Source organism: Nonomuraea typhae, from assembly GCF_009760925.1.
Taxonomy (GTDB): Bacteria; Actinomycetota; Actinomycetes; order Streptosporangiales; family Streptosporangiaceae; genus Nonomuraea; species Nonomuraea typhae.
On sequence record NZ_VRLV01000017.1, the window covers coordinates 1 to 23,321 of the forward strand.

Sequence of the window (23,321 nt, forward strand, 5' to 3'; positions counted from 1 at the left end):
CCTGTGAGGGGGGTAAGGCTCCCGGTAGACGACCGGGTTGATAGGCCGGAGGTGGAAGCGCGGTAACGTGTGGAGCTGACCGGTACTAATAGGCCGAGGACTTGACCACAAAGCAGACTTTTTCAAGGTCGTTGCTCGCGTCCACTACGCAATTCTGAGACAACAAACGGTCTCAAGATGTTGCGGTGGTTATGGCGGGAAGGAAACACCCGGTTACATTCCGAACCCGGAAGTTAAGCTTCTCTGCGCCGATGGTACTGCACTCGGGAGGGTGTGGGAGAGTAGGTCGCCGCCGCACAAATATTGATCAGAAAGGGCCATCCCGGCACGGGGTGGCCCTTTCTGCGTTACACGTGAGGGGCTGTCCCGTGCCGGGACGGCCCCTTTTTGCGTTCATGGTGAAGGGGGCGTCCCTCGAACCGAACGCCCCCTTCACCAAAGGCCGGCCTACTTCTTGGGCAGCACCAGCAAGGCGTCCCCCACAGCCCGCTCATTGCCGTCCGACGGCTTGTTGACCACCTTGTTCCCCACCACCATCGCCGTGGACCCGCCGCCATCCAGGTTGATCGCCTGAACGGCCCCGAGCCAGCGCATCAGCTCCGCCGCCTCGACCATGTTGGCTCCGATGGTCTCCCCGGGCTTGCGCCCGTCCACGGTGGCGAGGATGAGGGAGCCGTTGCGGGTGGTTCCGACGAGGGTCCGCGGGTGCCGGCGGAGGATCATGTTGACGGAGTCGTGCCCGTCCCGCTTGGCCATGACCTTCACGCGCCCGTTCCGGACGAGCCCGACGCCGCCGGCCACGACGTTGAGGTCGGGGGTGAGGGCGATCCGGCGGCCGGAGCGTACGTCGATCAGTTTGGTGTCCACCTGGACGGTCCCGGCCTCCAGGGCGTGCTCCTGCAGCCAGGTGGCGGCGATGCCGGTGCCGTGCAGGACCCGGTGTCCGGCGGGAATGGCGGCGCCGGGGGTGCGCAGGGCGACGACCTTGCCGTTGGCGTCGAGGACGGCGTCGGCTCCCTCGACGGCGGGGGTCTTGGCGCCCCATTCCTCGGTGTACAGGACCAACTCGTCGACCGCGGCGGGGCGGTTGACGCCGTTGACCGGCAGGCGCTGGCCGTCCTGGGAGCGGGCGGTGATGGTGGACTTGAGCTCGGTGATCGTCGCCTTGCGGCCTCTGAGGACGATCGCGGCGCGGCCGGCGACGGGTTCGCTGAGCAGCTTGCCGGCGACGACGGAGGCGCCGAGCGGGTCGCCGCGCAGGGCCTGGGGGGCGTGGATGTTGAAGAAGCCGCCGTTGATCGCGGCCAGGGCGCCGGCGGCCTTGGCCATGGCGGAGGTGGTCTCCCGCTTGGCGACGCTGGCGCCGAGGCTGGCGCCGTAGGAGCCGGCGAACTTCTTGGCGTCGATCATGAGGACGTTCATGTTCCACGGGCCGGTGGTCTCGACGCCGTCGTCGCCGAGGTAGTCCACTTTGGCCTTGATGCCGGCGTCCTTGAGGGCCTTGACGGTTTCTTCGGCCTTCTTCTTGTCCTGCAGCGACCACAGGCCGACCCGGACCATGAAGATCTCCTGGGCGGGGGAGTCGGCGACGCCGGGCCGGGTCATCTGCTGGACGCTGGGCGTCTGTCCGGCGGCTTCCACTTCGGCGGCTTTGGCGTCGGCGGTTTCCCGCTTGCCGTAGTCGCGTCCGCTGGGCATCAGGACGGTCACGGAATAGCCCTGAGTGGCGCTGCCCGCCCGGACGTTGTAGAGGTCAATGCCTTGGCCGACGGCTTTCTGCGTCTTCGTCGGTACGGCAGGCGTTCCCAGCGGGAACTTCGTCGAGGGAAACGTCGTCGTCAGCTCTCTGGCGGCGACGGGCATGGTGGTGGCCGTGATCGCCGTGGCGAGGGACAAGCCGGCGACGAGGGCACGTCGAGACATCAAGAGTTCTCCAGGGTGCTGATAACAATCCGGACTATCTTGGCGACCCTGACCTGACGGCGTGGGTGGAACACGCCCGTGGTTACGAGATTGACACCCGGAAACCCGCAAAAGACACCAGGTCTCCGGATGACGGAATGGTCAAAATGGGGGAGTGCAGCGGATTCGGCTGCGGCACACCGCCTACCAGCGTTACCTTTCGGTAGGCCGCATTTCGAGCGGCACGAACTTTCCCCGAGAGGCAGCCGTTATGGGGCTGAGCATCCTCCTTGTGATCATCGCTAGCGTCGTCCTGGGATTCATCCTCGGGGCGTTCGTGGCACGACCGCGTCGGTGGGATCTGTACGTCTGCGCAGATGACACGATTCATGCTGATATGTCGCACGATCACCGTAGGTAGCCATGAGCCGGCGCAAGCCGTACGGAATCTGGGTCCTGTACGGCTTGCGCCTTACAATGAGTCCATGACACGGATCAGCATGTGGTGGCGGCCGACAGACGGCCGCTGATATCCGCATGCGAGAGAGGCCGTCCTCGGACGGCCTTTCGTGGTGTCTGGGGACGTTCGGGAAGGACCCAGAATGAACCACGTCGTGCTCACCGGCGACCGGCCGACCGGCCCGCTCCATCTCGGCCACTACTTCGGCTCGCTCGCCAACCGCGTGGAGTTGCAGCACGTGCATCCGATGTACGTGCTGGTCGCCGACTACCAGGTGATCACCGATCGCGATCTGCCCGGGGAGATCCAGCGCAACATCACCGAGCTGCTCCTCGACTACCTGGCGATCGGGCTGGACCCGGCCAAGGTGACGATCTTCCAGCACAGTTCTATTCCTGAGCTCAACCAGTTGCTGCTGCCGTTCCTGAGCCTGGTGTCGATGGCCGAGCTGCAGCGCAATCCAACCGTCAAGGACGAGATCCTGCACAGTTCGCAAAGCGCGGTGAGCGGGCTGATGCTCACGTATCCGGTGCACCAGGCGGCCGACATCCTGTTCTGCAAGGGCACGCTGGTGCCGGTCGGCAAGGACCAGTTGCCCCACGTCGAGGTGACCCGGCTGGTGGCCCGGCGGTTCAACGAACGGTATGGCCGGGTCTTCCCGGTGCCGGAGGCGATGATGGGCGCCCAGCCGCAGCTGAGAGGGCTGGACGGCGGGAAGATGAGCAAGAGCCGGGGCAACTCCATCCCCCTGAAGGCCGCCGAGGACGAGACGGCCGCGCTCATCCGCCGTGCCGTGACCGACGCCGATCGCCGCATCACGTTCGACGAGGAGGCGCGGCCCGGGGTGGCGGGCCTGCTCGCGCTGGCCGGGCTCTGCCTGGGCCGCCCGCCGTACGAGATCGCCGAGAAGATCGGGGACGGCGGGGCGGCGCGGCTGAAGGCGGTGACCACGGACGCGGTCAACGACTTTCTCCGGCCGATCAGGGCGCGCCGGGCGGAGCTGGACGAGGCGGACGCCCGCGCGGTGTTGCGCGCGGGGAACGCTCGGGCGCGGGAGCGGGCGGTGCAGACCCTTGACGAGGTACGGCGGGCGATGGGGTTCTAGACCCGTTTGGTGGCGATGGCCAGTTCGGTGGCGGGGGAGCGAAGGGGGCGGCGGTGCCGTGGGCGGGAGAAACCGGCGGTCACCAGGAGCTTCTTCACCTCGGAGAACGTGCGAATGCGCCCGCTGAGCGCGATCAGATAGTTGAGGTCGAGGAGGTCCATCAGGGTACGGCTGGCCCGGCCCGGGGCGGGGCCGCGGAACTGGTCGCCGATGACCACGACGCCGCCCGGGCGCAGGGCGGCGGACACGCGGGCCAGCAGCAGGGCGGCCTCGGCGTCGGTGAGGCCGTGGAGGATGTTGAACATCAGGACCACGTCGTAGCCGGTGCCGAGGTCGTCATCGAGGAAGGAGCCCGCCCGCAGGGTGATGCGCGGGTGGGCCTCGGCCGAGGCGAGGGCCTGGGGCAGGTCGAGGACGGTCGCGGACAGGCCGGGGTGGCGGGTCAGCAGGGTCCGGCTGTGGACGGCGTGGCCACCACCGAGGTCGAGCACCTGCTCGGCCCCTCGGGGGACCGGAATCGCGGCGGCCGCCGCCGGAGCCTGGTGGCGGGCCAGGGCGGCGGTCCATGCCTGGAAGGACCGGGACAGCTCGGGGTCGGCTTCGGTGGCGGCGTAGAAGGGGACGGCCGGTTTGCCGTCGCGGACGGTGGTCGCGAGGTCGGTCCAGTAGGTGGCGGCGTTGCGCGCCCAGAATTCCAGCCCCTCGGTCAGGCAGGCGGGGGCGCCGGTGACCAGCCAGGCACGCGAGGGGCGGGTCAGCCGGTAGCGTCCGCGGCGTTCGCGCACGTATCCGAGACCGGCCAGAGCGCGCATGAGGGCGGCGGTGCCGCGGGGGTCGAGGCCGAGGGTGGTGGACAGGTGCGCGGCGGTCTGGGGGCGGGCGGCGAGCGCATCGAAGATCCCGAGGCGGGCGCCGGCGATCAGGGCGTGGAAGCCGAGCACACCGAAGTAGTCGGCGAGCATGGGCGGCACAACCGAGAGCCGGAAGGCCGCGGCCTCCAACGGATTGGGAAATAGCGGCACATATCGAACGGTAGGCGGAGGGGGTCGGCCCAGTACACCTCGCCCCCCCGGCCAAGGAGACCGGACAAGCAGGTGACCGGGAAGGAAGTGGCCGGGGGAAGGAACCGGCCGGGGAGGGGGTGACCGGGAAACCCGTGACCCGGGGAACGCGCGGCCGGGAGGGCAGGTGGCCGGAGGGGGACCGGGAAAGGCGTTAGCCGGGCAACAGCTGGCCGGGAGGGCAGGTGGCCGGAGGGGGACCGGGAAAGGCGTTAGCCGGGGAACAGGTGGCCGGTAGGTGGGTGGCCGGAGGGGGAGGTGACGGGAACGCGTGACCGGGTGGGCGGCTGGAATAGGAGGTGGCCCGGGGGAATGCTTGGCTGGGACATGGGTGGTCAGGATGGAAGCGGGCGGGTGGCCGGGGGAGGGGTGGCGGGTGGTGATGGGTGGGTCAGCGGGATTGGTATACCTTGCGGAGGGTTTCGTGGACGATCCACGTCGTCTTGGCCCCCTCGGCCAGCAAGGCCACGTCGCCCGGCCCCACCTCGATGGTCGTGCCGCCCTCGACGGCGATCGTGGCCCGGCCGGACAGCACGACGAAGAGCTCGTCGGCCTCGATGTCGGTGACCACCCCCGGGGTGATCTCCCAGATGCCGCGGCCGTTGCCGAGGTCCATGGAGGAGGTCGCCGGATCGCCGGCGACGATCTGGGCGGGGTCGAGTTCGTCGGGCGTCAGTCGTACCTCGTGGACGGGGACGGCGAACGCGCCCGCGGTGGCGAGCATCGGGGCCAGGGCGGCGGGTTCGGGCACGAAGAGGTCAGGCATGAACGTCCTTGGTCCGTTGGTGCTTCAGCGATTCTCGCGACGGAACGACTCGAGCGCCAGCAACGCCACGTGCAGTGACAGGCAGGACTCGACATCGTCGAGGTCGGTGTCGAGGATGCGTTCCAGGCGGCGTAGCCGGTCGTAGAAGGCGGGCCTGGACAGGTGGGCCTTCTGGGCGGCGACCGCCTTGTTGCGGCCGGCGTCGAGGTAGATGCGCAGGATGCGGGTGAGGTCGCCGCCGCGCTGGGCGTCGTGGGCGAGGAGCGCGCCGAGTTCGCGTTCGGCGAAGGTCTGCATTCTGGCGTCGTCGCGCAGCAGGTGGAGGAGGCCGCGCAGGCGCAGGTCGGGCAGGCGGTAGTAGGCGCGGCCGTCGGGGCGGCGCACGGCCACGTCGGCGACCTGCTCGGCCTCCAGGAAGCTGCGCCGCACGTCGCGGATCGACTCGACCATCGACCCGGCGGCCAGCACGAACGCGCTGCCGGACTTCCACAGCATGCGCAGCCGGTCGGCCAGCGTGGTCAGGGCGGGTTCGGCGTGGGTGCGCGGGGGCAGGGGCAGCAGGACGCCGACGCGGTCCTGGTCGAGCGCGCCGACGAGGGCGGGCAGGCGGGCGTCGCGGCAGGCGGCGGCGGTGGCCTCGGCCAGTTCGCCGAGCAGGGCCTGGCCGTCGAGTGCCTGCTCGATCGGGTCGGTGGGCCTGATGACGACGCAGATGAGTTTGCGGCCGGTCAGCGGCACGCCGACGGCGCGGGCGCGGGCGGCGGCCTCGTCGGGGTCGGCGTAGGCGTGGGTGAGGATGCCGGTGATGATCGTGCCGTGCGCCTGGCGTTCCAGCGACTCCTGGTGGCGTTCGAGCAGGCGGCCCAGGGCGAGGGTGGTGGCGGCGCGTTCGGCCAGGACCATGTCCCGCGGGCTCGGCGGCACGTCGCAGAGCAGGATGAGCCGGCCCCAGTCCTGGCCGCGGGCGCCGACGGTGGTGACGAGCCAGCCGGAGGCGGGGTCGTAGGCGGTGCGCTCGGCCGGGGCCACGCCGCGTGACCTGGTCTCCCAGCCGGCCAGCAGCGCGCCGATGTCGCGTCCGGCCGACTCGCAGGCGAGCACCTGGTGGGCGAGGTTCTCCAGCAGCACGGGACGGTTGGACAGCCGGGCGACCTGGGCGAGGACGTCGGCCGGTGAGGCGCCCTCGACGGACAGCTCGGTGAACACCTCGTGTAGTTGCTCGGAGGCGCGCAGCTCTTCGAGCTGGATGTCGATGATGCGGGCGTGCACCGATTCGGTGATCTGCACGAACGGGGTCTCGCGGGCCAGCACGATCACCGGCAGCCCATGTTCCTCGGCGGATTTGACCACCGCGCGGGGCAGTTCGCGCACGAAGCGGCGGCCGAGCTCCACGATCAGTCCCGACGCGCCGACCTGGGCCAGGTCGGCGATGTAGTCGGCCAGCTTCTCGGGGTCGTCGGGCAGGGCGACGCCGGTGGTGAGGACGAGTTCGCCGCCGCGCAGGAGGTGCGCGATGTCCGCGATCTCGCCGACGTGCACCCACCGCACCTTGGTGTCGAGCCGATCGGCTCCGGCGACCACGCGCGGGTTCCCCCGGCGCACGGTCTCCAGAGCCAGGACATCGGCGATAGTGGGCAGCACGGGCAGAGCCTATCCAATCATCTTGTAATTATGGCCACCTAGCCCTTTACATTATGTTATCTCCACTATGTCGGTTTTCTAGCGGAAACTCTCTTCGATGAACTCGTTCGCCGCCTGCTGTTCACGCAGCTCGACCCGCCGGATCTTGCCGGAGATCGTCTTCGGCAGCTCGCCGAACTCCAGCCGCCGGATCCGCTTGTAGGGCGCCAGCTCCCGCCGCGAGTGCTCGAAGATCGAGCGCGCGGTCTCCTCCGTCGGCTCGAACCCGGGGGCGAGGCTCACATATGCCTTGGGTACGGCCAGCCGTACCGGATCCGGGGCGGGCACGACCGCGGCCTCGGCGACGGCCTCGTGCTCCAGCAGGACGCTTTCCAGCTCGAACGGCGAGATCCGGTAGTCCGACGCCTTGAACACGTCGTCGGTACGCCCGACATAGGTGATGTACCCGTCGGCGTCCCGGGTGGCCACGTCGCCGGTGTGGTAGTAGCCATCCGACATGCCCGACTCCTTGCCGACATATCGAGACATGAGGCCCAAGGGGCGGCGCTCGTCCAGCGGCAGGCAGATCTCCCCGTCGTCCCCCGGCTCGCCGGTGATCGGGTCCACGAGCACCACGTCGTACCCGGGCAGCGGCCGGCCCATCGAGCCCGGCTTGACCGGCGCCTCCGGAGTGTTGCCGATCTGCGCGGTGGTTTCGGTCTGCCCGTATCCGTCGCGGATCGTCAAGCCCCACGCCTTGGCGACCTGGTCGATGATCTCCGGGTTGAGCGGCTCACCGGCGGCCACCGCCGTACGCAGCGGAAGCTGCCACGCGGACAGGTCCTCCTGGATGAGCATGCGCCACACGGTCGGCGGCGCGCAGAACGTCGTCACCCGCTCGTCGCGCAGCACCTCCAGCAGCGCCTGCGCGGAGAAGCGCTGGTAGTCGTGGACCAGCACGGTCGCACCCGCGTTCCACGGCGCGAAGACGTTGCTCCAGGCGTGCTTGGCCCAGCCCGGGGAGGAGATGTTCAGGTGCACGTCGCCGGGGCGCAGCCCGATCCAGAACATCGTCGACAGGTGCCCGGCCGGGTAGGAGGCGTGTGTGTGCTCGACCAGCTTGGGCTGGGAGGTGGTGCCCGAGGTGAAGTAGAGCAGCATCGTGTCGCCCGCCCGCGTGGGCGCGTCGGGGGTGAAGCCGGCCTCGCCGTACGTGAGCGTCTGCCAGCCCTCGGCCGGTCCGACCGAGATCCTGGAGTACGGCCCGCCGGAGAACTTGTCGGCGTCGGCGGCGTTGGCGATGACATGCGCGACCCCGCCACGGGTGATGCGCTCGTCGAGGTCCTTGGCGGTCAGCAGGGTCGTGGCCGGGATGACGACCGCGCCCAGCTTGATCGCGGCCAGCATCGTCTCCCAGAGCTCGGGCTGGTTGCCCAGCATGAGCAGGATGCGGTCGCCCCGCCGTACCCCGGTCGAGCGCAGCCAGGTGGCCAGCCGGTTGGAGCGTTCTGAGAGCTCCGCGAAGGTGTACGTGACCCTGCCGACGATCTTGAGGGCGACGGCGTCCGGGGTCTCGGCCGCCAGCACGCCGTCGAACCAGTCCAGCGCCCAGTTGAACTCATCGAGCTCGGGCCAGCGGAAGTCGCGGCGGGCGGTGTCGTAGTCGGACTGCAGCAGGAGGTCACGCGCGGCGCGGAATTCGCTCATGCCCGGAATCCTGCTACGTGACCAGGCGCGCCTCAAGACCGTCGAGCACTGTGTACAGGCCGAAGTCGAAGCTCATCTCCCGGATCTCGACGGGGTCGGCGTCGTAGACCGTCGTGATGCGCTTGGCCATCTCCGGATAGTCGGCCACGGCCTTGACCACGGCCGCCCGCATGGCCTCTTGGTCCGGCTCCTCCTTGGTGAGGTATTCGTTGAAGGCGGTCTCCGGGATCGTCATGCCGAAGATGTAGGCGGTGAGCGTGCTGATCGCGTAGTCGATCTCCAGGCCCTCGAATCCGGCCACGGTGACGGCGTGGCGCAGCCGGTCGGTGGCGCGCAGCGCGTTGGGCCCGATGGCGGGTATGCGGCCGATGAGCTGTGAGGCCCACGGGTGGCGGAGGATGGTCTGACGCATGCTCTTGCCGAAGGAGGCGGCCGAGTAGCGCCAGCTCACCTCCTCGGCGTCGGCGATCACCATCTCGCCCCAGATCTCGTCGTAGGCGAGCTCCAGCAGCTCGTCCTTGTTGGCGACGTACCAGTAGATGCTGGTCGCCCCCGCGCCGAGCTTCGCGCCGAGTTTGCGCATGCTGAGGCCGTCGGTGCCTTCGGCGTCGAGGAGCTCCAGCGCGGCGCGGACGATCTGCTCGCGGCTGAGGCCGGGCGTGGACTTGGCCGACCGTCCCTCGCGGGTCCAGACAGAGGAGAATCCCTTGCTCACGCTCCCAGGATAAATCAACTCGCACACTGTGCGAGAAGTGTCGTACAGTGTTCTGGTGAACTCGAACGCTGTGCGAGACCCCCGCCGCTGGTGGACGCTCGCCGTACTCTGCCTCGCCACCCTCGTGCTGGCCGTGGACGGGACCGTGCTCAACCTGGCGATCCCGACCCTCGTGCGCGACCTGGGCGCCACGCCCTCCGAGATCCAGTGGATCCTCGACGCCTACGTGCTGGTCTTCGCCGGGCTCCTGCTCACCGCCGGCAGCCTGTCCGACCGGTTCGGGCGCAGGAAGATGCTGATCATCGGCCTGCTGCTCTTCGGCGGCGCCTCCGCCCTGGCCGTCCTGGTCAGCGAGCCGTGGCACCTGATCGCCATGCGCACGCTCATGGGCGTCGGCGGATCCGTGCTCATGCCCTCGACCCTGTCCATCCTCATCACCGTCTTCGACGAGGACGAACGCCGCAAGGCCATGGCCGCCTGGGGCGCCGTCTCCATGATCGGTGTGGTCGCCGGGCCCACACTGGGCGGCCTCCTGCTGGAGAACTGGGGCTGGGCCTCGGTCTTCCTCATCAACGTGCCGATCGCGCTGCTGGCCGTCGTCGCGGCCCTGGTGCTCATGCCCGAGTCCAAGGCGCCCGCCCGCAAGATCGACCCGGTCGGGGTGATCCTGTCCGTCGTCGGCCTGACCTCGGTCGTCTTCGTCATCATCGAGCGGGAGTGGAACCTGGTCGCGATCGGCCTGGCCGTCCTCGCGCTGGGCGCCTTCCTGGTCTGGGAACGCCGCTCCGACCACCCGATGATGCCGCTGGAGCTGTTCAGGAACCGCAACTTCAGCGGCGCGTCCTTCTCGGTCCTGCTGATGTCCTTCGGCGCCGGGGCGCTGATGCTCATGCTCACCCAGTACCTGCAGTTCGTCCTCGGGTACGGGGCCATGCAGGCGGGCCTGGCGCTCCTGCCGTACGTGATCGCCGCGACGATCTTCAACGGGGTCGGGGCGGGGCTCGGCCAGCGGGTCAGCAACCGCGCGCTCATCGCCGGCGGCATGCTCGTCCTCGGGGCCGGCTTCGTCATCCTCGCCACCACCACCGGCTACGGTCCGATGCTCGCCGGCCTGCTGGTCATGGGGGTCGGCGGCGGCCTGGCCGCGCCCGCCGCCTACGCCACGCTCATGGGCGCCATCCCCGTCGAGCACGCCGGGGTCGGCTCGGCCATGAACGACACCGTCCAGCAGATCGGCATGGCCTTCAGCATCGCGGTGCTCGGCAGCGTGCTGGCCGGGGTGTACACCTCGGCCATGCCGGCCGAGGCCCCCGCGCAGGTCAGGTCGTCGATCGGCGAAGCGCTCAAGCTGGGCGGCTGGGACGCTCCGGCGCGCGAGGCGTTCACCACCGCGATGCACGTCGGCTCCTGGATCGGCGCGATCTTCTGCCTCCTGGCCGCCGTGCTCGCGCTGGTCGTCCTGCGCGCGCCGGCACCCGCCCAGGCGGACGAGCGCGTCAAGGAGGCCACCGGTTAGGCCCGCACGCGCGGCTCGCGCATGTTCACCACGCTGTCGAGTTTGTGCACCCGCTCGTCGTGGCCGATCTGCCGCAGCAGGTCGGCCACCGAACGGTAGTGGCCGTACTCGGCGGCGTAGGTGCCCGGGTCGGGGACGAACTCCAGATCCGGGTTCTCCGCCACGAACGTCATGTACTCGTGCTCGGCGTGATCCTCGAACTCGGCGTTGAGCCGGTAGCTCCAGTCCGGCCGGACCAGGAACAACACCCACGACACGTGGTAGTAGAACAGCGCGATCAGCCAGGGCGCCGCCCGGTGCAGCAGCCAGTTGCGCTTGAGACCCTGCCGGTCGATCAGGTCCTCCATGATCAGCAGGTGGAACTGCTCGTTGTCCTGATCGGCGCGGGCCTCCACGATCCGGTCGAAGACCCGCCGGGCCAGCGTCGAGCGGGTGCGGTGCCGATGAACCGCCCAGTAGCCCATGCGCTCCCACGCCTGGTACGGCACGCGGGCGATGATCTCCAGCATGGCGAACTTCGTGAACGAGCCCTGCTTGCCGTACATGATGTCCACGGGCTTGAACATCATCTTGGCCAGCAGGCTGTAGTTCATGCGCGGGGTGTCCAGCGTCTCCTGCTGGGCGCGGAGCAGCGCCTCGGGGTCGAGCTTCGGCGGGCCGGCCAGAACCTCGGGGCGGGGAAGCGTGGTGGTGGTCGACATTTCGGATCTCCTTGTGTTCTCGGTGATGATCCGATCGTGGCCGACCGGCCCCCTCCCGGTCGTCGGCCCGTGGACGGCTCTCGCGGTGCCTCCCCGGCAGTAGTGACGGGCCTGCGGATACGCCGCCCGGCGCACGGGATGACCCCTAGGGGGAGAAGATTTTCGCGCCGGCGTTGAACCGTTCCCATGCCCGCATGCGTACAACGGGACAGCCGAATTCCGGGCCGGGGAGAGACACATGGGAGCCGGGGTTTCCACAGGCCGTCAGCGGGTCGCATCGGGGGCTGGATCGGAGCGGGTGGCCGTCGGCGCCGACCCGATCCACTACGCGACCGGGACCGTGGTCCTGCCGCACTCCGACTTCGCCCTTCCCGGACCGCCGGGCCTCGCCCTGCGGCGGGTCCACCGATCGGGCACGCGCGGGGGGCCTGGCTTCGGGGCCGCCTGGGCCTCCACCTTCGACCAGAGGGTGGAGGTCCACTCCGAAGGCGTGCACGTGGTCGCGGCCGACGGGGGCGTGCTCGTCTATCCGCATCCCGGCTACGCGCCGGTGGGTCCCTACGCGGGCCCCGGCTCGGAGCTGCGCAGGATCGCGCGGGGCTACGCCGTCACCGACCCGGCTACCGGCCTGACCGCGCGCTTCCGCGGTGCCGGCGACCGGCTGGCGCTCACCGAACTGGCCGACGCCGCGGGACACCGTACCGAGCTGCGCCGCGGCCCGGACGGCAGCCTGGCCGAGGTGCTGTCGGCGGGCGTGAGCGTGAAGGTCGAGAACGCCGACGGGAAGATCGTCGCGGTACGGCAGGGCGGCCGCACCCTGGCCGCCTACGCCTACGACCAGGCCGGCAACCTGACCGAGACCACCCTGCCAGGGGGAGGGCGCCGCTACGCCTACGACCCCGCGGGCCGGGTGACCAGGTGGGAGGACGCCGACGGCGTGCACCTCTACACCTATGACGTGTTCGGCCGCTGCGTCCGGGCGCAGGGGCCGAACACGGATCTCACGCTCGAGTACGAGTGCCGCGGCACCTCGGTCAGGGATGCCCGCGGCGACCACACCGTCTACCTCTACGACGGCCTCTCGCAGCTCGTCGAGCGCATCGACTACGCCGACCGCCACGCCCTGGACGCCCGCGCGAGCTGAACCAGCGTGGTGCGCCCCGGCGCCGACAGGTAACCGCGCCCCGGCGGCCCGCCGAGATACTCGTCCGGCTCCAGCACGAGCCCGTGCACCAGCGCCGCCGCCAGCCCGGTCGGGGCCAGCACGATGCGCGCCCCCGACCGGAACACCGAGGTCACCACCTCGCCCAGGGGATGCCGCCGCCCCTCCAGGATCGGCGTGGCGTCGCCGGCCAGGATCAGCGTCCGGGTCCCGCATCCGGCCGCCGACTCCTGCAGCAGCGTGGGCCTGCCGGCGTGGGCGGTGACGGCCAGCCGGTCGAGGTCGTCCACGACCACGGCGAACTCCGCCCAGCCGTTCGCCTCCGCGCGCAGGTCGTCGTCGGTGAAGCGGGTGCCGGACAGCAGCCGGGCGCCCGGCAGCCCCTCCAGCGGCGAACCGGGCCGGGCCAGCGCCAGCACGTTCACCCCGCGCTCCACCAGTGCCTGCGCGAAGAGCAGGGCGGCGTTGCTGCGACCGGAGCCCGGCGGGCCCGAGACCAGGACGGTCCGCGGGCCGGTGCCGAGCAGATCCAGCCCGATCGTGGTGACGTCCGGGCCGCCGACGCCGATCGGGATGCCGGTGACGCGGCCGAGCTCGCCGGGCGCCACGACGGCGGGCATCGGCGGGAACGGCCGGGCGGCCGTCAGCGGCGGGCCCGGCTCGGGCGGCAGCGCGATCTGGATCGGCAGCGCGCTGCCCGCGTCCACGCCCCTTCCGGGCGCCGCGCCCTCGTGGCCGAGCATCAGCTGGCGCGTGAACGGCGCACCGCCCGGCCCCGCGCCGGTGGCGACCAGGTGGATCCCGAGCGGCGGGCCGGTCTCGGCCAGCTCCCGCAAGGATGTGCGCAGCGCGGGCGCGATCCCGGGCGACTCCCAGCCGTCCACCACCAGGACGATCACTGGGTCGGGCGGCCGACCGGTAGCGCGCCGCGCGGCCTCGGTCGCCAGCCAGGTGACCAGCCGCCGGACCCGGTCGGGTTCCGAGGGCGAGACGACGGCCCCGCAGTGCGCCGCATAGGCGGCCAGATCGCCGGGCGTGTCCTCGATCGCGTAGATCCAGACGGAGTGCCGGGTCAGCCCGCTGATCAGCGTCCGCGCGAACGTGGTCCGGCCGGAGCCCGGCCCGCCGGTCACCACCAGCCGCTCCGTGCCGCGCGGGTCGAAGGCGAGCGCCGGCTGCGCCTGGTGCGCCGCATCGTCCATCAGCCCGTACGGAACGGCCCGCCCGGACCGGCGCACCCCTTCCAGCCGCCCCGGCAGCGGCGGCAGGACGGGCCGGTACGGCGCCGCCACGGCCAGCTCGGCGGCGGCCTGGATGACCTGCTCGACGGCCAGCTCCAGCTGGGTGCGGGCGGGCGCCGCCGCGGGCCGGGGCAGGCCCAGCTCCGACCAGGTCAGCAGGCGGGTCGTGGCGGGGGTGTCGCATGTGGGCGGCGGCTCGTCCAGGCCGCCGGTGCGGAAGAAACGCGGTGGCGCGCCGTCCTGCTCGATCACCCCGGCGCCGGGCGGCCCGGCGGCGAGGGACGCCGTCCTGACCACGTGGATGTCCGGCTGCCCGGCGGCGGCGCGGGCCAGTTCGCGGGCGGCCTCCGACTCCTCGGCGACCAGGACGAGATGCGGCTGACCGGGAAGCGAGGCGCGCCGCCGTACCTCTGCCTTGAGTGAGGCCAGCAGGCGGGCGGCGCCGGGCGCGTCGAGGGCGGGCAGCAGGGCGGAGACGTGCGGGCAGGCGGCGAACGGCGCGAACACCTCCCCGGCCAGCACGAGCACGAGCTCGTCCGGCCGGTTGGCCATCATCAGCGACAGGACCAGCGAGCGCGGCACGTCGGGCCCGGCGCCGCGCACGACAGGGGATGGGCCGGAGACGTCCGCGTGCACGGGGCCCGCGACGTCCGCGCCCACCACGACCGAGGTCACCGGGCCCCGGCCCCATTGCTCCATGGGCGTGAGCAGGTCCAGCAGGCGCACGGGCGCGGCGCGGCGGGCGCGGTCGCGCATCGGGGCCAGCGCGCGGGCGATCTCCTCCGCCGTCTCGGCGGTGAGGTGCTCGGGCCGGACGGGTTCGGGCAGGTCGGCGCCGGGCCGGGTGAGGAGCAGGTCGGTGCCGTCCAGCTCGCAGGCGGCCCGGCACTCGTGCATGCCGCGGCGGTCGGCGCAGATGGTGTAGATCCCGGCGGAGGGGCCCCTGCGCAGCAGTTCCCGCACGCCGGGCAGGTCGCGCAGCGTCCGTGCGCCGTCGAGGAGCACGACCACCTCGCCGGCGCGCTCGCCGGACTTCATGCGGGCGTGGAGTTCCTCGACCCGGTCGGCGCGGGTGCGGTCGGTGTTGCCCACCAGGCAGCTCACCGCGTCCCCGGTGAGGTGGGGGAGCCAGCGGGTCCAGGTCAGGTGTTCGCCGCCGCCGGCGGAGATGACCACCAGCTGCAGGTCGCCGGGCGGGCGCAGGGTGGCGAGCTGGATCAGCAGCCAGCGCACCAGCCCGTCGGCGGGCAGGCGCGGCCCGACCACGCCCAGCACGCCGACCTCCCGCAGGTTCACGGTCACCGGCTCGCCGGCGGCGCCCACGCGCAGCTTGAGCCCGTCGGGCGCGGCGGTGTCGCGCGACCACAGCCCGGGGGCCGCGCAGTGGGCGGCGAGGGTCAGGTCCAGTTCGTCGGGGGCTGCGGGCAGCGATCCCGGCACGCGGTCGAAGGCGATCAGGCCGTCGGGGCCGCGCTCGGTGCGCGGGCGGGCCGACGGCAGCGGCGCCCAGCGCAGCAGGTCGTCGCCCACCTCCAGGAGCGCGGGCGGGATCAGGTGGGCGGCGCCGGTCACCGGCGTGCCGTCCACGAGCGTGCCGTTGGTGGAGCCGAGGTCGGTCACGGTCAGCTCGCCGGTCAGCCCCACGTGCAGCCGGGCGTGCATGCGGGAGATGCGCTCGTCGCGCACGAGGCGGACCGCGGCCGCGCGATCCCGGCCGACGACGTGGCCGCCCGGCGCCAGCCAGATCACCCGCCCCACGTCGGGGCCGGCCACCACGCGCAGTGCCCCCGCGGCGGGCGGGACGGGCCGGCCGCCGGGAACCGGCTCGCCGACGCCGATCACCATGCCGGGCACCAGCGGGCTCTCGGCGAAGGACTGGCCGGGGTCGAGCTTCACGCGCCCCGCGTAGCACGGACGGGGCGGCAGCGCGCCCAGCAGCGAGGCCAGCTTCGTGCCCGGTTCGGCCACGACTTCGAGGTCGTGCTCGGTGGCGAGCTCGGGGTCACGGACGGTCAGTCGAATGATCATCGATCCCTCGCACGGCGGGGACTCCAGCGTGCCTCGTGATCCGCCCCTCTGTCTCGCCTTCGCAAGAGTGACGTTCTGTAAAGCTTCCTAGCCCGAATCCGACAGATTGTGTGTATGACCCACTTCCAAATGCGGCGATACTCGGAACATGTCGGAGCTTCTCGCGCGCCACCGGGCGGTCATGCCCAACTGGTTGGCCCTCAACTACACCGAGCCCATCGAGATCGTCAGCGGCAAAGGCAGCCGCGTCGTCGACAGCGACGGCAAGAGCTACCTCGACTTCTTCGTCGGCATCCTGACCAACATGATCGGCTACGACGTGCCGGAGGTCCGCGAGGCCGTCGAGCGGCAACTGGCCACCGGCGTCGTGCACACCTCCACCGTCTACCTTCTGCGCGGGCAGATCGAGCTGGCCGAGAAGATCGCCCGGCTCTCCGGCATCCCGGACGCGAAGGTGTTCTTCACCAACTCCGGCACCGAGGCCAACGAGACCGCCCTGCTCCTGGCCACCTACGCGCGCAAGAGCGACCAGGTCCTCGCCATGCGCCAGAGCTACCACGGCCGCAGCTTCGGCGCGGTCAGCGTCACCAGCAACCGCACCTGGAAGAACAACTCGCTCTCGCCGCTCAACGTGCACTTCCTGCACGGCGCCGACCGGCACCTGGGGCAGTTCCGCGGGCTGTCGGACGCCGACTACATCAAGGTGTGCGTCGAGGACCTGCGCCACGTGCTGGCCACCGCCGTCACCAAGGACGTGGCCGCGCTCATCGCCGAGCCGATCCAGGGCGTCGGCGGCTTCACGATGGCCCCCGACGGGCTGTTCGCCGCCTACAAGGAGGTGCTCGACGAGGAGGGCGTCTTCTTCATCTCCGACGAGGTGCAGACAGGCTGGGGCCGCACCGGCAGCGCGTTCTTCGGCATCCAGAACCACGGCGTGACGCCCGACATGATGACCTTCGCCAAGGGACTCGGCAACGGCTTCGCGGTCGGCGGCCTCGTGGCCCGCGGCGACCTCATGGACGGACTGCACGCGGTCGGCCTGTCCACCTTCGGCGGCAACCCGATCTCGATGGCCGCCGCCAACGCCACCCTCGACTACGTCCTCGATCACGACCTTCAGGCCAACGCCGCCCGCACCGGCAAGCTGATCATCGACGGGCTGCGCGCGGCCCAGGCCCGCCTGCCGATCGTGAAGGACGTGCGCGGCAGGGGCCTGATGTTCGCGATCGAGCTGGCCGAGCCCGCGATGGCCGCGCGCTTCATGGAGCTGAGCAAGAAGGCGGGCCTGCTCGCGGGCAAGGGCGGCTTGTACGGCACGGCCATCCGCATGGCGCCGCCGCTGACGCTGACGATCGACGAGGCGGCCGAGGGACTCGGCATCATCGTCGACTGCCTGGAGACCATCGACAACGAAAGCACCTCATGAGCAAGGTCATCACCCACTGGATCAACGGCTCTCCCGCGGACGGCGGCAGCCGTACGCAGGAGATCTTCAACCCGGCGACCGGCGAGGTCAGCGGGACCGTCACGATGGCCACGGCCGCGGACGTGGACGCGGCGGTGGCCGCGGCCGTCGCCGCCTGGCCGCAGTGGCGGGACGCGTCGCTGGTCAAGCGGTCGCAGGTGCTGTTCCGCTTCCGCGAGCTCATGTACGCCCACCGGGACGAGCTGGCGGCGCTGATCTCCGCCGAGCACGGCAAGGTGCACTCCGACGCGCTCGGCGAGGTGGCCCGCGGCCTGGAGGTCGTGGAGTTCGCCTGCGGCATCCCGCACCTGCTCAAAGGCGGCTTCTCCGAGGGCGTCTCGACGCGGGTGGACTCGTACTCCATCCGGCAGCCGCTCGGCGTCGTGGCCGGGATCACGCCGTTCAACTTCCCGGCGATGGTGCCGATGTGGATGTTCCCGATCGCGATCGCCTGCGGGAACGCCTTCATTCTCAAGCCGTCCGAGAAGGACCCCTCGGCCTCGCTGCTCATGGCCCGGCTGTGGCAGGAGGCGGGGCTGCCCGACGGCGTCTTCGGCGTCGTGCAGGGTGACAAGGTCGCCGTGGACCGGCTGCTGGAGCACCCGGACGTGAAGGCGGTCTCGTTCGTCGGCTCCACCCCGATCGCCCGCTACGTCTACGAGACCGGGACCGCGCACGGCAAGCGCGTCCAGGCGCTCGGCGGCGCCAAGAACCACATGCTGGTGCTGCCGGACGCCGACCTCGACCTGGTGGCCGACTCGGCGGTCTCGGCCGGGTTCGGCTCGGCGGGCGAGCGCTGCATGGCGATCTCGGTCGTGCTGGCCGTGGACCCGATCGGCGACGACCTGGTCAAGAAGATCGTCGAGCGGGTGGACAAGCTCGTGATCGGCCCCGGCGACGACCCGCGCTCGGAGATGGGCCCGCTGGTCACCGGGCCGCACCGCGACAAGGTCGCCTCCTACCTGGACCTCGGCGTCTCGGAAGGCGCCACGCTGGTCGTGGACGGCAGGCGGACGCAGGTGCTCGGCGGCGCCGCCGCGGCCGAGACGCCCGGCTTCTGGCTCGGCCCGACCGTGCTGGACCACGTGCCGGCCGGCTCCCGCGTGCACACCGAGGAGATCTTCGGCCCGGTGCTGTCGATCGTGCGCGTCTCCTCCTATGAGGACGGTCTGCGGCTGATCAACGGGCTCGAGTTCGGCAACGGCACCGCCGTCTTCACCAACGACGGCGGCGCGGCCCGGCGCTTCCAGAACGAGGTCGAGGTCGGCATGGTCGGCATCAACGTGCCGATCCCGGTGCCGATGGCCTTCTACAGCTTCGGCGGGTGGAAGGCGTCGCTGTTCGGCGACACCCACGTGCACGGCACCGAGGGCGTGCACTTCTACACCCGCGGCAAGGTCGTGACCTCGCGCTGGCTCGACCCGTCGCACGGCGGGGTGAACCTGGGCTTCCCGACCAACAAGTGAGCGGTCCCCCCTTCCCGGTAAGCTCCAGCCGAGCGGAACGAGAAGGGGGCATCCGTTTGAAGCGCCGCACACCGGCTCTGGCGTTGGCCGCGCTGGCCCTGGTCCTGACCCCGGCCGGCGCCGGCCAGGCGGCCGCCATCCCGTCGCCGTCCACGTCGAAGGCGCCGTCCGCGTCGAAGGCGCCCTCCCCCTCGGCCGCGCCCACGCCGTCCGCGACGGGCACACCGTCCCCGAAGTCGACGCCGACCCCGAGCGACGGCACCCTCCAGATCCTCACCTACCGCGGCTACGCCGAGTACGGCGGCACCAGCCCCAAGGTCAACTGGGTCGGCACGTTCGAGAAGGAGACCGGCTGCCGCATCGCCCGCCTCGACCAGGTCCAGAACCGCGAGGAGATGGAGGCGCAGCTCGGCCAGCGCTCCTACGACGTCATCTCCGCCGGGCCCGACCTGGCGGGAGAGCTGATCGCCGGCAAGCAGGTCAGCCCGATCAACGAGGCCAAGGTCCCCGGGTACGCCGACCTGTCCGAGCCGCTGCGCGAGCTCACCACCGTGGGCGGCAAGGTGTACGGCGTGCCGTTCCTGTGGGGGGCCCACGAGTACCTCTACGACGCCGACCGGATCAAGAAGCCCAGCCTGGAGCAGGTGTTCACCTCGCCCAAGGCGGCGCTCCAGGACGACCCGCTGACGATCGCCGACGCGGCGCTGGCCTGGAAGACGTCCGGCAGCCCCTACGAGCTGACGGCGGCGGAGCTGCAGCGGGTGATGACCACGCTCGAGGGGCAGCCGGGGCGCACCTACTGGGGGAGCCCGGTGGACGTGGTGAAGGGGTTCGCCACCGGGCGGCTGGACTATGCGCAGGCCACGCCGTACCTGCGGCTGGTGTTGCGGGCGGCGGGCAAGCCGGTGAAGGCGATCAAGACGGCGCGGACCACCGGCTGGGTGGATTCGTGGATGCTCGGGGCGGGCGGCAACCAGGAGTGCGCCTACCGGTGGCTGGCCTGGACGGCCTCGGCCAAGACACAGCAGGCCGCGGCGAGCTGGAACGGGCTGGCGCCGGCCGGCGAGAAGGCGTGCAAGGACGAGGCCAGGCTCGTCTGCGCGGCGTACGGGGCGGGCAAGGGCGCGAAACTCGACGGGATCGAGTTCGCGGTTCGGCCGCCGGGGGATTGCCGGCCGCCGGAAGGGGAATGCACTGACTATGCCACCTGGCGGAAGCGGTGGCGTGAGCTTGTGAAGTGAGCGAGGGATCTCGGGGGCCCCGCTTGACCATGCTGCGGGCGCGCCCGTCCCCCCGCTGGGTTGCGCCTGCCTGAGGCGCCCTGGGCGTTCCCCCCGACCCGGGGCGCCTCCCTTTTCACGAAATATCGGGACAAGCGGCTGGCCGTGCGATTGACTGAATACCCAGTCAGTGAAAGTCTGTGGCCATGAGAATCCTCCTTGTCGGCGCCGGTGGCGTCGGTTCGGCCGTCGTGCCCATCGCCGCCCGCCGAGATTTCTTCGCACACATCGTGGTCGCCGACTCCAAACAGGGCCGGGCCGCGCGAGCGGTCGCCCAGGTCGACGACCCCAGGTTCAGCGCCATCGAGCTCGACGCCGCCGACCGGGCCCAGGTCGCCGAGGCGCTGCGGGCCCACGACTGCGACGTGCTGTTCAACGCCGTCGACCCCCGCTTCACCATGCCGCTGTTCGAGGCCGCCCTGGAGACCGGGGCCTGCTACCTCGACATGGCCATGTCGCTGTCCCAGCCGCATCCGCGCGAGCCGTACCGCAAGACCGGGGTCAAGCTCGGCGACCAGCAGTTCGCGCTCGACCCGCGCTGGCGTGAGCGCGGCACGCTCGCCCTGGTCGGGATGGGGGTGGAGCCGGGGCTGGCCGACGTCTTCGCCCGCTACGCCGCCGACCACCTCTTCGCGAGCATCGACGAGATCGGCGTTCGCGACGGCTCCAACCTGGTCGTGGACGGCTACGACTTCGCCCCCACGTTCTCCATCTGGACCACGATCGAGGAGTGCCTCAACCCGCCCGTCGTCTGGGAGGACGGCGAGTGGCGCACCACCGAGCCGTTCTCCGAGCCGGAGATCTTCGACTTCCCCGAGGGCATCGGGCCGGTCGAGTGCGTCAACGTCGAGCACGAGGAGGTGCTGCTTGTGCCGCGCTGGATCGACGCGCGGCGCGTGACGTTCAAGTACGGGCTCGGCGAGGAGTTCATCGGCGTGCTCAAGACCCTGCACAAGCTCGGGCTCGACAGCGCCGACAAGGTGAAGGTGGGCGGGGCCGAGGTGGCGCCGCGCGACCTCGTCGCCGCCCGGCTGCCCGACCCGGCCACGCTGGGCGGGCGCATGCGCGGCAAGACCTGCGCCGGGACCTGGGTCAAGGGCACCGGCAAGGACGGCACGCCGCGTGAGGTGTACATGTACCACGTGGTCGACAACGAGTGGTCGATGAAGGAGTACGGCTCGCAGGCCGTCGTCTGGCAGACCGCCATCCACCCGGTCGTGGCGCTGGAACTGCTGGCGACCGGCGGCTGGAAGGGATCGGGCGTGCTCGGGCCCGAGGCGTTCGACGCCGTGCCCTTCCTCGACCTGCTCCAGGAGTACGGCTCGCCGTGGGGGATGCGGCAGGCCGCTTAGCGCGCGGGGAAGGCGACGACGGTCGCCAGCGGGGCGGGCCTGACCGCCTCCGCGCAGTCGTGGCAGGCCAGGACCGCGGAGTCGTCGGGGAAGCGCCCGACGCGCACCCGTGGCCGGGGCCACCGCTTGTGGCAGACCACGCAGGCGTCGCCGTCGAGCTGGGCCAAGGTCAGGCCGTCAGGGTCGAACGTCAGCATCGGGCCCCAGTCCATCACTCCCCCAGGTGATCGCCCACCCGCATACCCGGATCCGTTATAACCCCGGGGGGTCCGGTCGTCGGCTAGGACAGCGTCAAGCCCTGGTGAAATCACGGCTGTTTGGCCTGCCGTACAGCAACAAACAGGACCATCCCCGGCTATTGGGGATGGCCCTGTTTTTCGAGCTATGTCAGGAGAACGCCTTCTCCAGGATGCCGAGACCCTCCTCCAGCAGGTGCTCCGGGATGACCAGCGGCGGCAGGAAGCGCAGCACGTTGCCGTAGGTGCCCGCGGAGAGCACGACCAGGCCCTCGGCGTGGCAGCGCTTGATGACCTCCTGGACGGCGGCCGGGTTCGGGTTCTTCGTCCCGGGCTCGACCAGTTCGACGGCGATCATGGCGCCGCGCCCGCGCACGTCGCCGATGACCGGGAAGCGCTCCTGCATCGCGCGCAGGCGGGGGAGCATGATCTCGCCGATGCGGCGGGCCCTGGCCACCAGGTCGTCCTGCTCGATCGTCTCCAGCACGCCGAGCGCGGCCTCGCAGGCCAGCGGGTTGCCGCCGTAGGTGCCGCCGAGGCCGCCCGCGTGCACCTTGTCCATGAGCTCCGCGCGGCCGGTGACCGCGGCCAGCGGCAGGCCGCCGGCGATGCCCTTGGCGGTGCAGATGATGTCGGGCACCACGCCCTCGTCCTCGCAGGCGAACAGGTCGCCGGTGCGGGCGAAGCCGGTCTGCACCTCGTCGGCGACGAAGACGATGCCGTTGTCCCGGCAGTACTGGGCGATCTTCGGCAGGAAGCCCTTGGCCGGCTCGATGAACCCGCCCTCGCCGGCGATCGGCTCGATCACCACGGCCGCCACGTTCCCCGCGCCGATCTGCTTCTCGATCATGTCCACGGCCTGGGCGTACGCCTCCTCGGCCGGGTTCTCGCCGGGCCAGCGGAACGGGTAGGCCAGCGGCACCCGGTACACCTCCGGCGCGTAGGGGCCGAAACCCTGCTTGTACGGCATGTTCTTGGCGGTCAGCGTCATCGTCAGCAGCGTGCGGCCGTGGTAGCCGTGGTCGAAGACGACGACCGCCTGGCGGCCGGTGGCGTAGCGGGCGACCTTGACCGCGTTCTCCACGGCCTCGGCGCCGGAGTTCACCAGGAACGTGCGCTTCTCGTGGTCGCCGGGGGTGAGCTGGTTGAGCTTCTCGCAGACCTGCACGTACGACTCGTACGGCGTGACCATGAAACAGGTGTGGGTGAAGTCGGCCACCTGCTTGCGCACCCGCTCGACCACGCGCGGGGCGGCGTTGCCCACGTTGGTCACGGCGATGCCGGAGCCGAAGTCGATCAGCGCGTTCCCGTCGGCGTCCTCGAGCACGCCGCCGCCCGCCCGCGTGACGAACACGGGCAGCGTGGTGCCAATGCCCGTGGGCACGGCGGCCTGCTTACGGGCCAGCAGCTCCTGGGACTTGGGCCCGGGGATGGCGGTGACGAGACGACGCTCCTGCGGAATGCTCATGGTGACGACGGTACGGCCGGCGCTGCCCTGCGCCGATACGTCGATATGTCACACTTGAGGGGTCTCAATA

Annotated in this window: 17 protein-coding genes and 2 rRNA genes; 9 read left to right on the forward strand and 10 right to left on the reverse strand. The window is 70.9% G+C overall.

The window, feature by feature from the left end; all coding sequences use genetic code 11:
• Together FVE25_RS43465 and rrf are read left to right on the forward strand one after the other, a co-directional pair.
• Positions 1-109, forward strand: a 23S ribosomal RNA gene (locus FVE25_RS43465); the annotation flags it as partial.
• Between the two features lie 72 nt (positions 110-181).
• A 5S ribosomal RNA gene (gene rrf / locus FVE25_RS43470) occupies positions 182-298 on the forward strand.
• A gap of 149 nt (positions 299-447) precedes the next feature.
• Here the strand turns inward: rrf and FVE25_RS43475 are convergent.
• Positions 448-1,923 (reverse strand): phosphodiester glycosidase family protein, encoded by a 1,476-nt coding sequence (locus FVE25_RS43475; protein WP_157253382.1) that lies wholly within the window; start codon positions 1,921-1,923, stop codon positions 448-450.
• A 581-nt stretch (positions 1,924-2,504) separates the two neighbouring features.
• Here FVE25_RS43475 and trpS point away from each other — a divergent pair.
• The gene (trpS, locus tag FVE25_RS43480) at positions 2,505-3,467 is read left to right on the forward strand and encodes a tryptophan--tRNA ligase (protein ID WP_157253383.1); all 963 of its coding nucleotides are present in this window, start codon (positions 2,505-2,507) and stop codon (positions 3,465-3,467) included.
• Here the strand turns inward: trpS and FVE25_RS43485 are convergent.
• The 5 genes from FVE25_RS43485 to FVE25_RS43505 all read right to left on the reverse strand — a co-directional run bounded on the left by FVE25_RS43485 (position 3,464) and on the right by FVE25_RS43505 (position 9,336).
• The gene (locus FVE25_RS43485; RefSeq protein ID WP_157253384.1) at positions 3,464-4,489 is read right to left on the reverse strand and encodes a methyltransferase; all 1,026 of its coding nucleotides are present in this window, start codon (positions 4,487-4,489) and stop codon (positions 3,464-3,466) included. The genes trpS and FVE25_RS43485 overlap by 4 nt on opposite strands.
• A 430-nt stretch (positions 4,490-4,919) precedes the next feature.
• Complete coding sequence (locus FVE25_RS43490; RefSeq protein WP_157253385.1) at positions 4,920-5,294, reverse strand: cupin domain-containing protein; 375 nt, start codon at positions 5,292-5,294, stop codon at positions 4,920-4,922.
• A 24-nt stretch (positions 5,295-5,318) separates the two neighbouring features.
• On the reverse strand, positions 5,319-6,935 hold the full coding sequence (locus FVE25_RS43495; protein ID WP_157253386.1) for a PucR family transcriptional regulator: 1,617 nt from the start codon (positions 6,933-6,935) through the stop codon (positions 5,319-5,321).
• A 78-nt stretch (positions 6,936-7,013) separates the two neighbouring features.
• Complete coding sequence (locus tag FVE25_RS43500; protein WP_157253387.1) at positions 7,014-8,621, reverse strand: AMP-binding protein; 1,608 nt, start codon at positions 8,619-8,621, stop codon at positions 7,014-7,016.
• A 13-nt stretch (positions 8,622-8,634) separates the two neighbouring features.
• Complete coding sequence (locus tag FVE25_RS43505; protein WP_157253388.1) at positions 8,635-9,336, reverse strand: TetR/AcrR family transcriptional regulator C-terminal domain-containing protein; 702 nt, start codon at positions 9,334-9,336, stop codon at positions 8,635-8,637.
• A 55-nt stretch (positions 9,337-9,391) separates the two neighbouring features.
• Here FVE25_RS43505 and FVE25_RS43510 point away from each other — a divergent pair, with 55 nt between their 5' ends.
• Positions 9,392-10,852, forward strand: coding sequence for an MFS transporter (locus FVE25_RS43510; RefSeq protein ID WP_157253389.1), 1,461 nt, complete (start codon positions 9,392-9,394; stop codon positions 10,850-10,852).
• Here FVE25_RS43510 and FVE25_RS43515 read toward each other — a convergent pair.
• On the reverse strand, positions 10,849-11,553 hold the full coding sequence (locus FVE25_RS43515; RefSeq protein ID WP_157253390.1) for an alternative oxidase: 705 nt from the start codon (positions 11,551-11,553) through the stop codon (positions 10,849-10,851). The genes FVE25_RS43510 and FVE25_RS43515 overlap by 4 nt on opposite strands.
• Before the next feature lie 238 nt (positions 11,554-11,791).
• Here FVE25_RS43515 and FVE25_RS43520 point away from each other — a divergent pair, with 238 nt between their 5' ends.
• Complete coding sequence (locus FVE25_RS43520; RefSeq protein ID WP_157253391.1) at positions 11,792-12,697, forward strand: DUF6531 domain-containing protein; 906 nt, start codon at positions 11,792-11,794, stop codon at positions 12,695-12,697.
• Here FVE25_RS43520 and FVE25_RS43525 read toward each other — a convergent pair.
• Positions 12,658-15,984 (reverse strand): FtsK/SpoIIIE domain-containing protein, encoded by a 3,327-nt coding sequence (locus tag FVE25_RS43525; RefSeq protein ID WP_157253392.1) that lies wholly within the window; start codon positions 15,982-15,984, stop codon positions 12,658-12,660. The genes FVE25_RS43520 and FVE25_RS43525 overlap by 40 nt on opposite strands.
• 148 nt (positions 15,985-16,132) lie before the next feature.
• Between FVE25_RS43525 and FVE25_RS43530 the strand changes: the two genes are divergently transcribed.
• The 4 genes from FVE25_RS43530 to FVE25_RS43545 all read left to right on the forward strand — a co-directional run bounded on the left by FVE25_RS43530 (position 16,133) and on the right by FVE25_RS43545 (position 21,547).
• Positions 16,133-17,410 carry an aspartate aminotransferase family protein gene (locus tag FVE25_RS43530; RefSeq protein ID WP_157253393.1) on the forward strand — a complete coding sequence of 426 codons (1,278 nt, stop codon included), beginning with the start codon at positions 16,133-16,135 and terminating at the stop codon, positions 17,408-17,410.
• Entirely contained in the window at positions 17,407-18,915 is a 1,509-nt protein-coding gene (locus tag FVE25_RS43535; RefSeq protein ID WP_157253394.1) for a CoA-acylating methylmalonate-semialdehyde dehydrogenase, read from the forward strand. The genes FVE25_RS43530 and FVE25_RS43535 overlap by 4 nt, the downstream gene beginning before the upstream one ends.
• A 56-nt stretch (positions 18,916-18,971) precedes the next feature.
• On the forward strand, positions 18,972-20,156 hold the full coding sequence (locus tag FVE25_RS43540) for an extracellular solute-binding protein (RefSeq protein ID WP_157253395.1): 1,185 nt from the start codon (positions 18,972-18,974) through the stop codon (positions 20,154-20,156).
• A 185-nt stretch (positions 20,157-20,341) separates the two neighbouring features.
• On the forward strand, positions 20,342-21,547 hold the full coding sequence (locus tag FVE25_RS43545) for a saccharopine dehydrogenase family protein (protein WP_157253396.1): 1,206 nt from the start codon (positions 20,342-20,344) through the stop codon (positions 21,545-21,547).
• Here the strand turns inward: FVE25_RS43545 and FVE25_RS43550 are convergent.
• Positions 21,544-21,759, reverse strand: coding sequence for a hypothetical protein (locus tag FVE25_RS43550; protein ID WP_246268383.1), 216 nt, complete (start codon positions 21,757-21,759; stop codon positions 21,544-21,546). The two genes, FVE25_RS43545 and FVE25_RS43550, sit on opposite strands and share 4 nt — an antisense overlap.
• Before the next feature lie 175 nt (positions 21,760-21,934).
• Positions 21,935-23,251 carry a 4-aminobutyrate--2-oxoglutarate transaminase gene (gabT, locus tag FVE25_RS43555; protein ID WP_157253397.1) on the reverse strand — a complete coding sequence of 439 codons (1,317 nt, stop codon included), beginning with the start codon at positions 23,249-23,251 and terminating at the stop codon, positions 21,935-21,937.
• Positions 23,252-23,321: the final 70 nt, after the last annotated feature.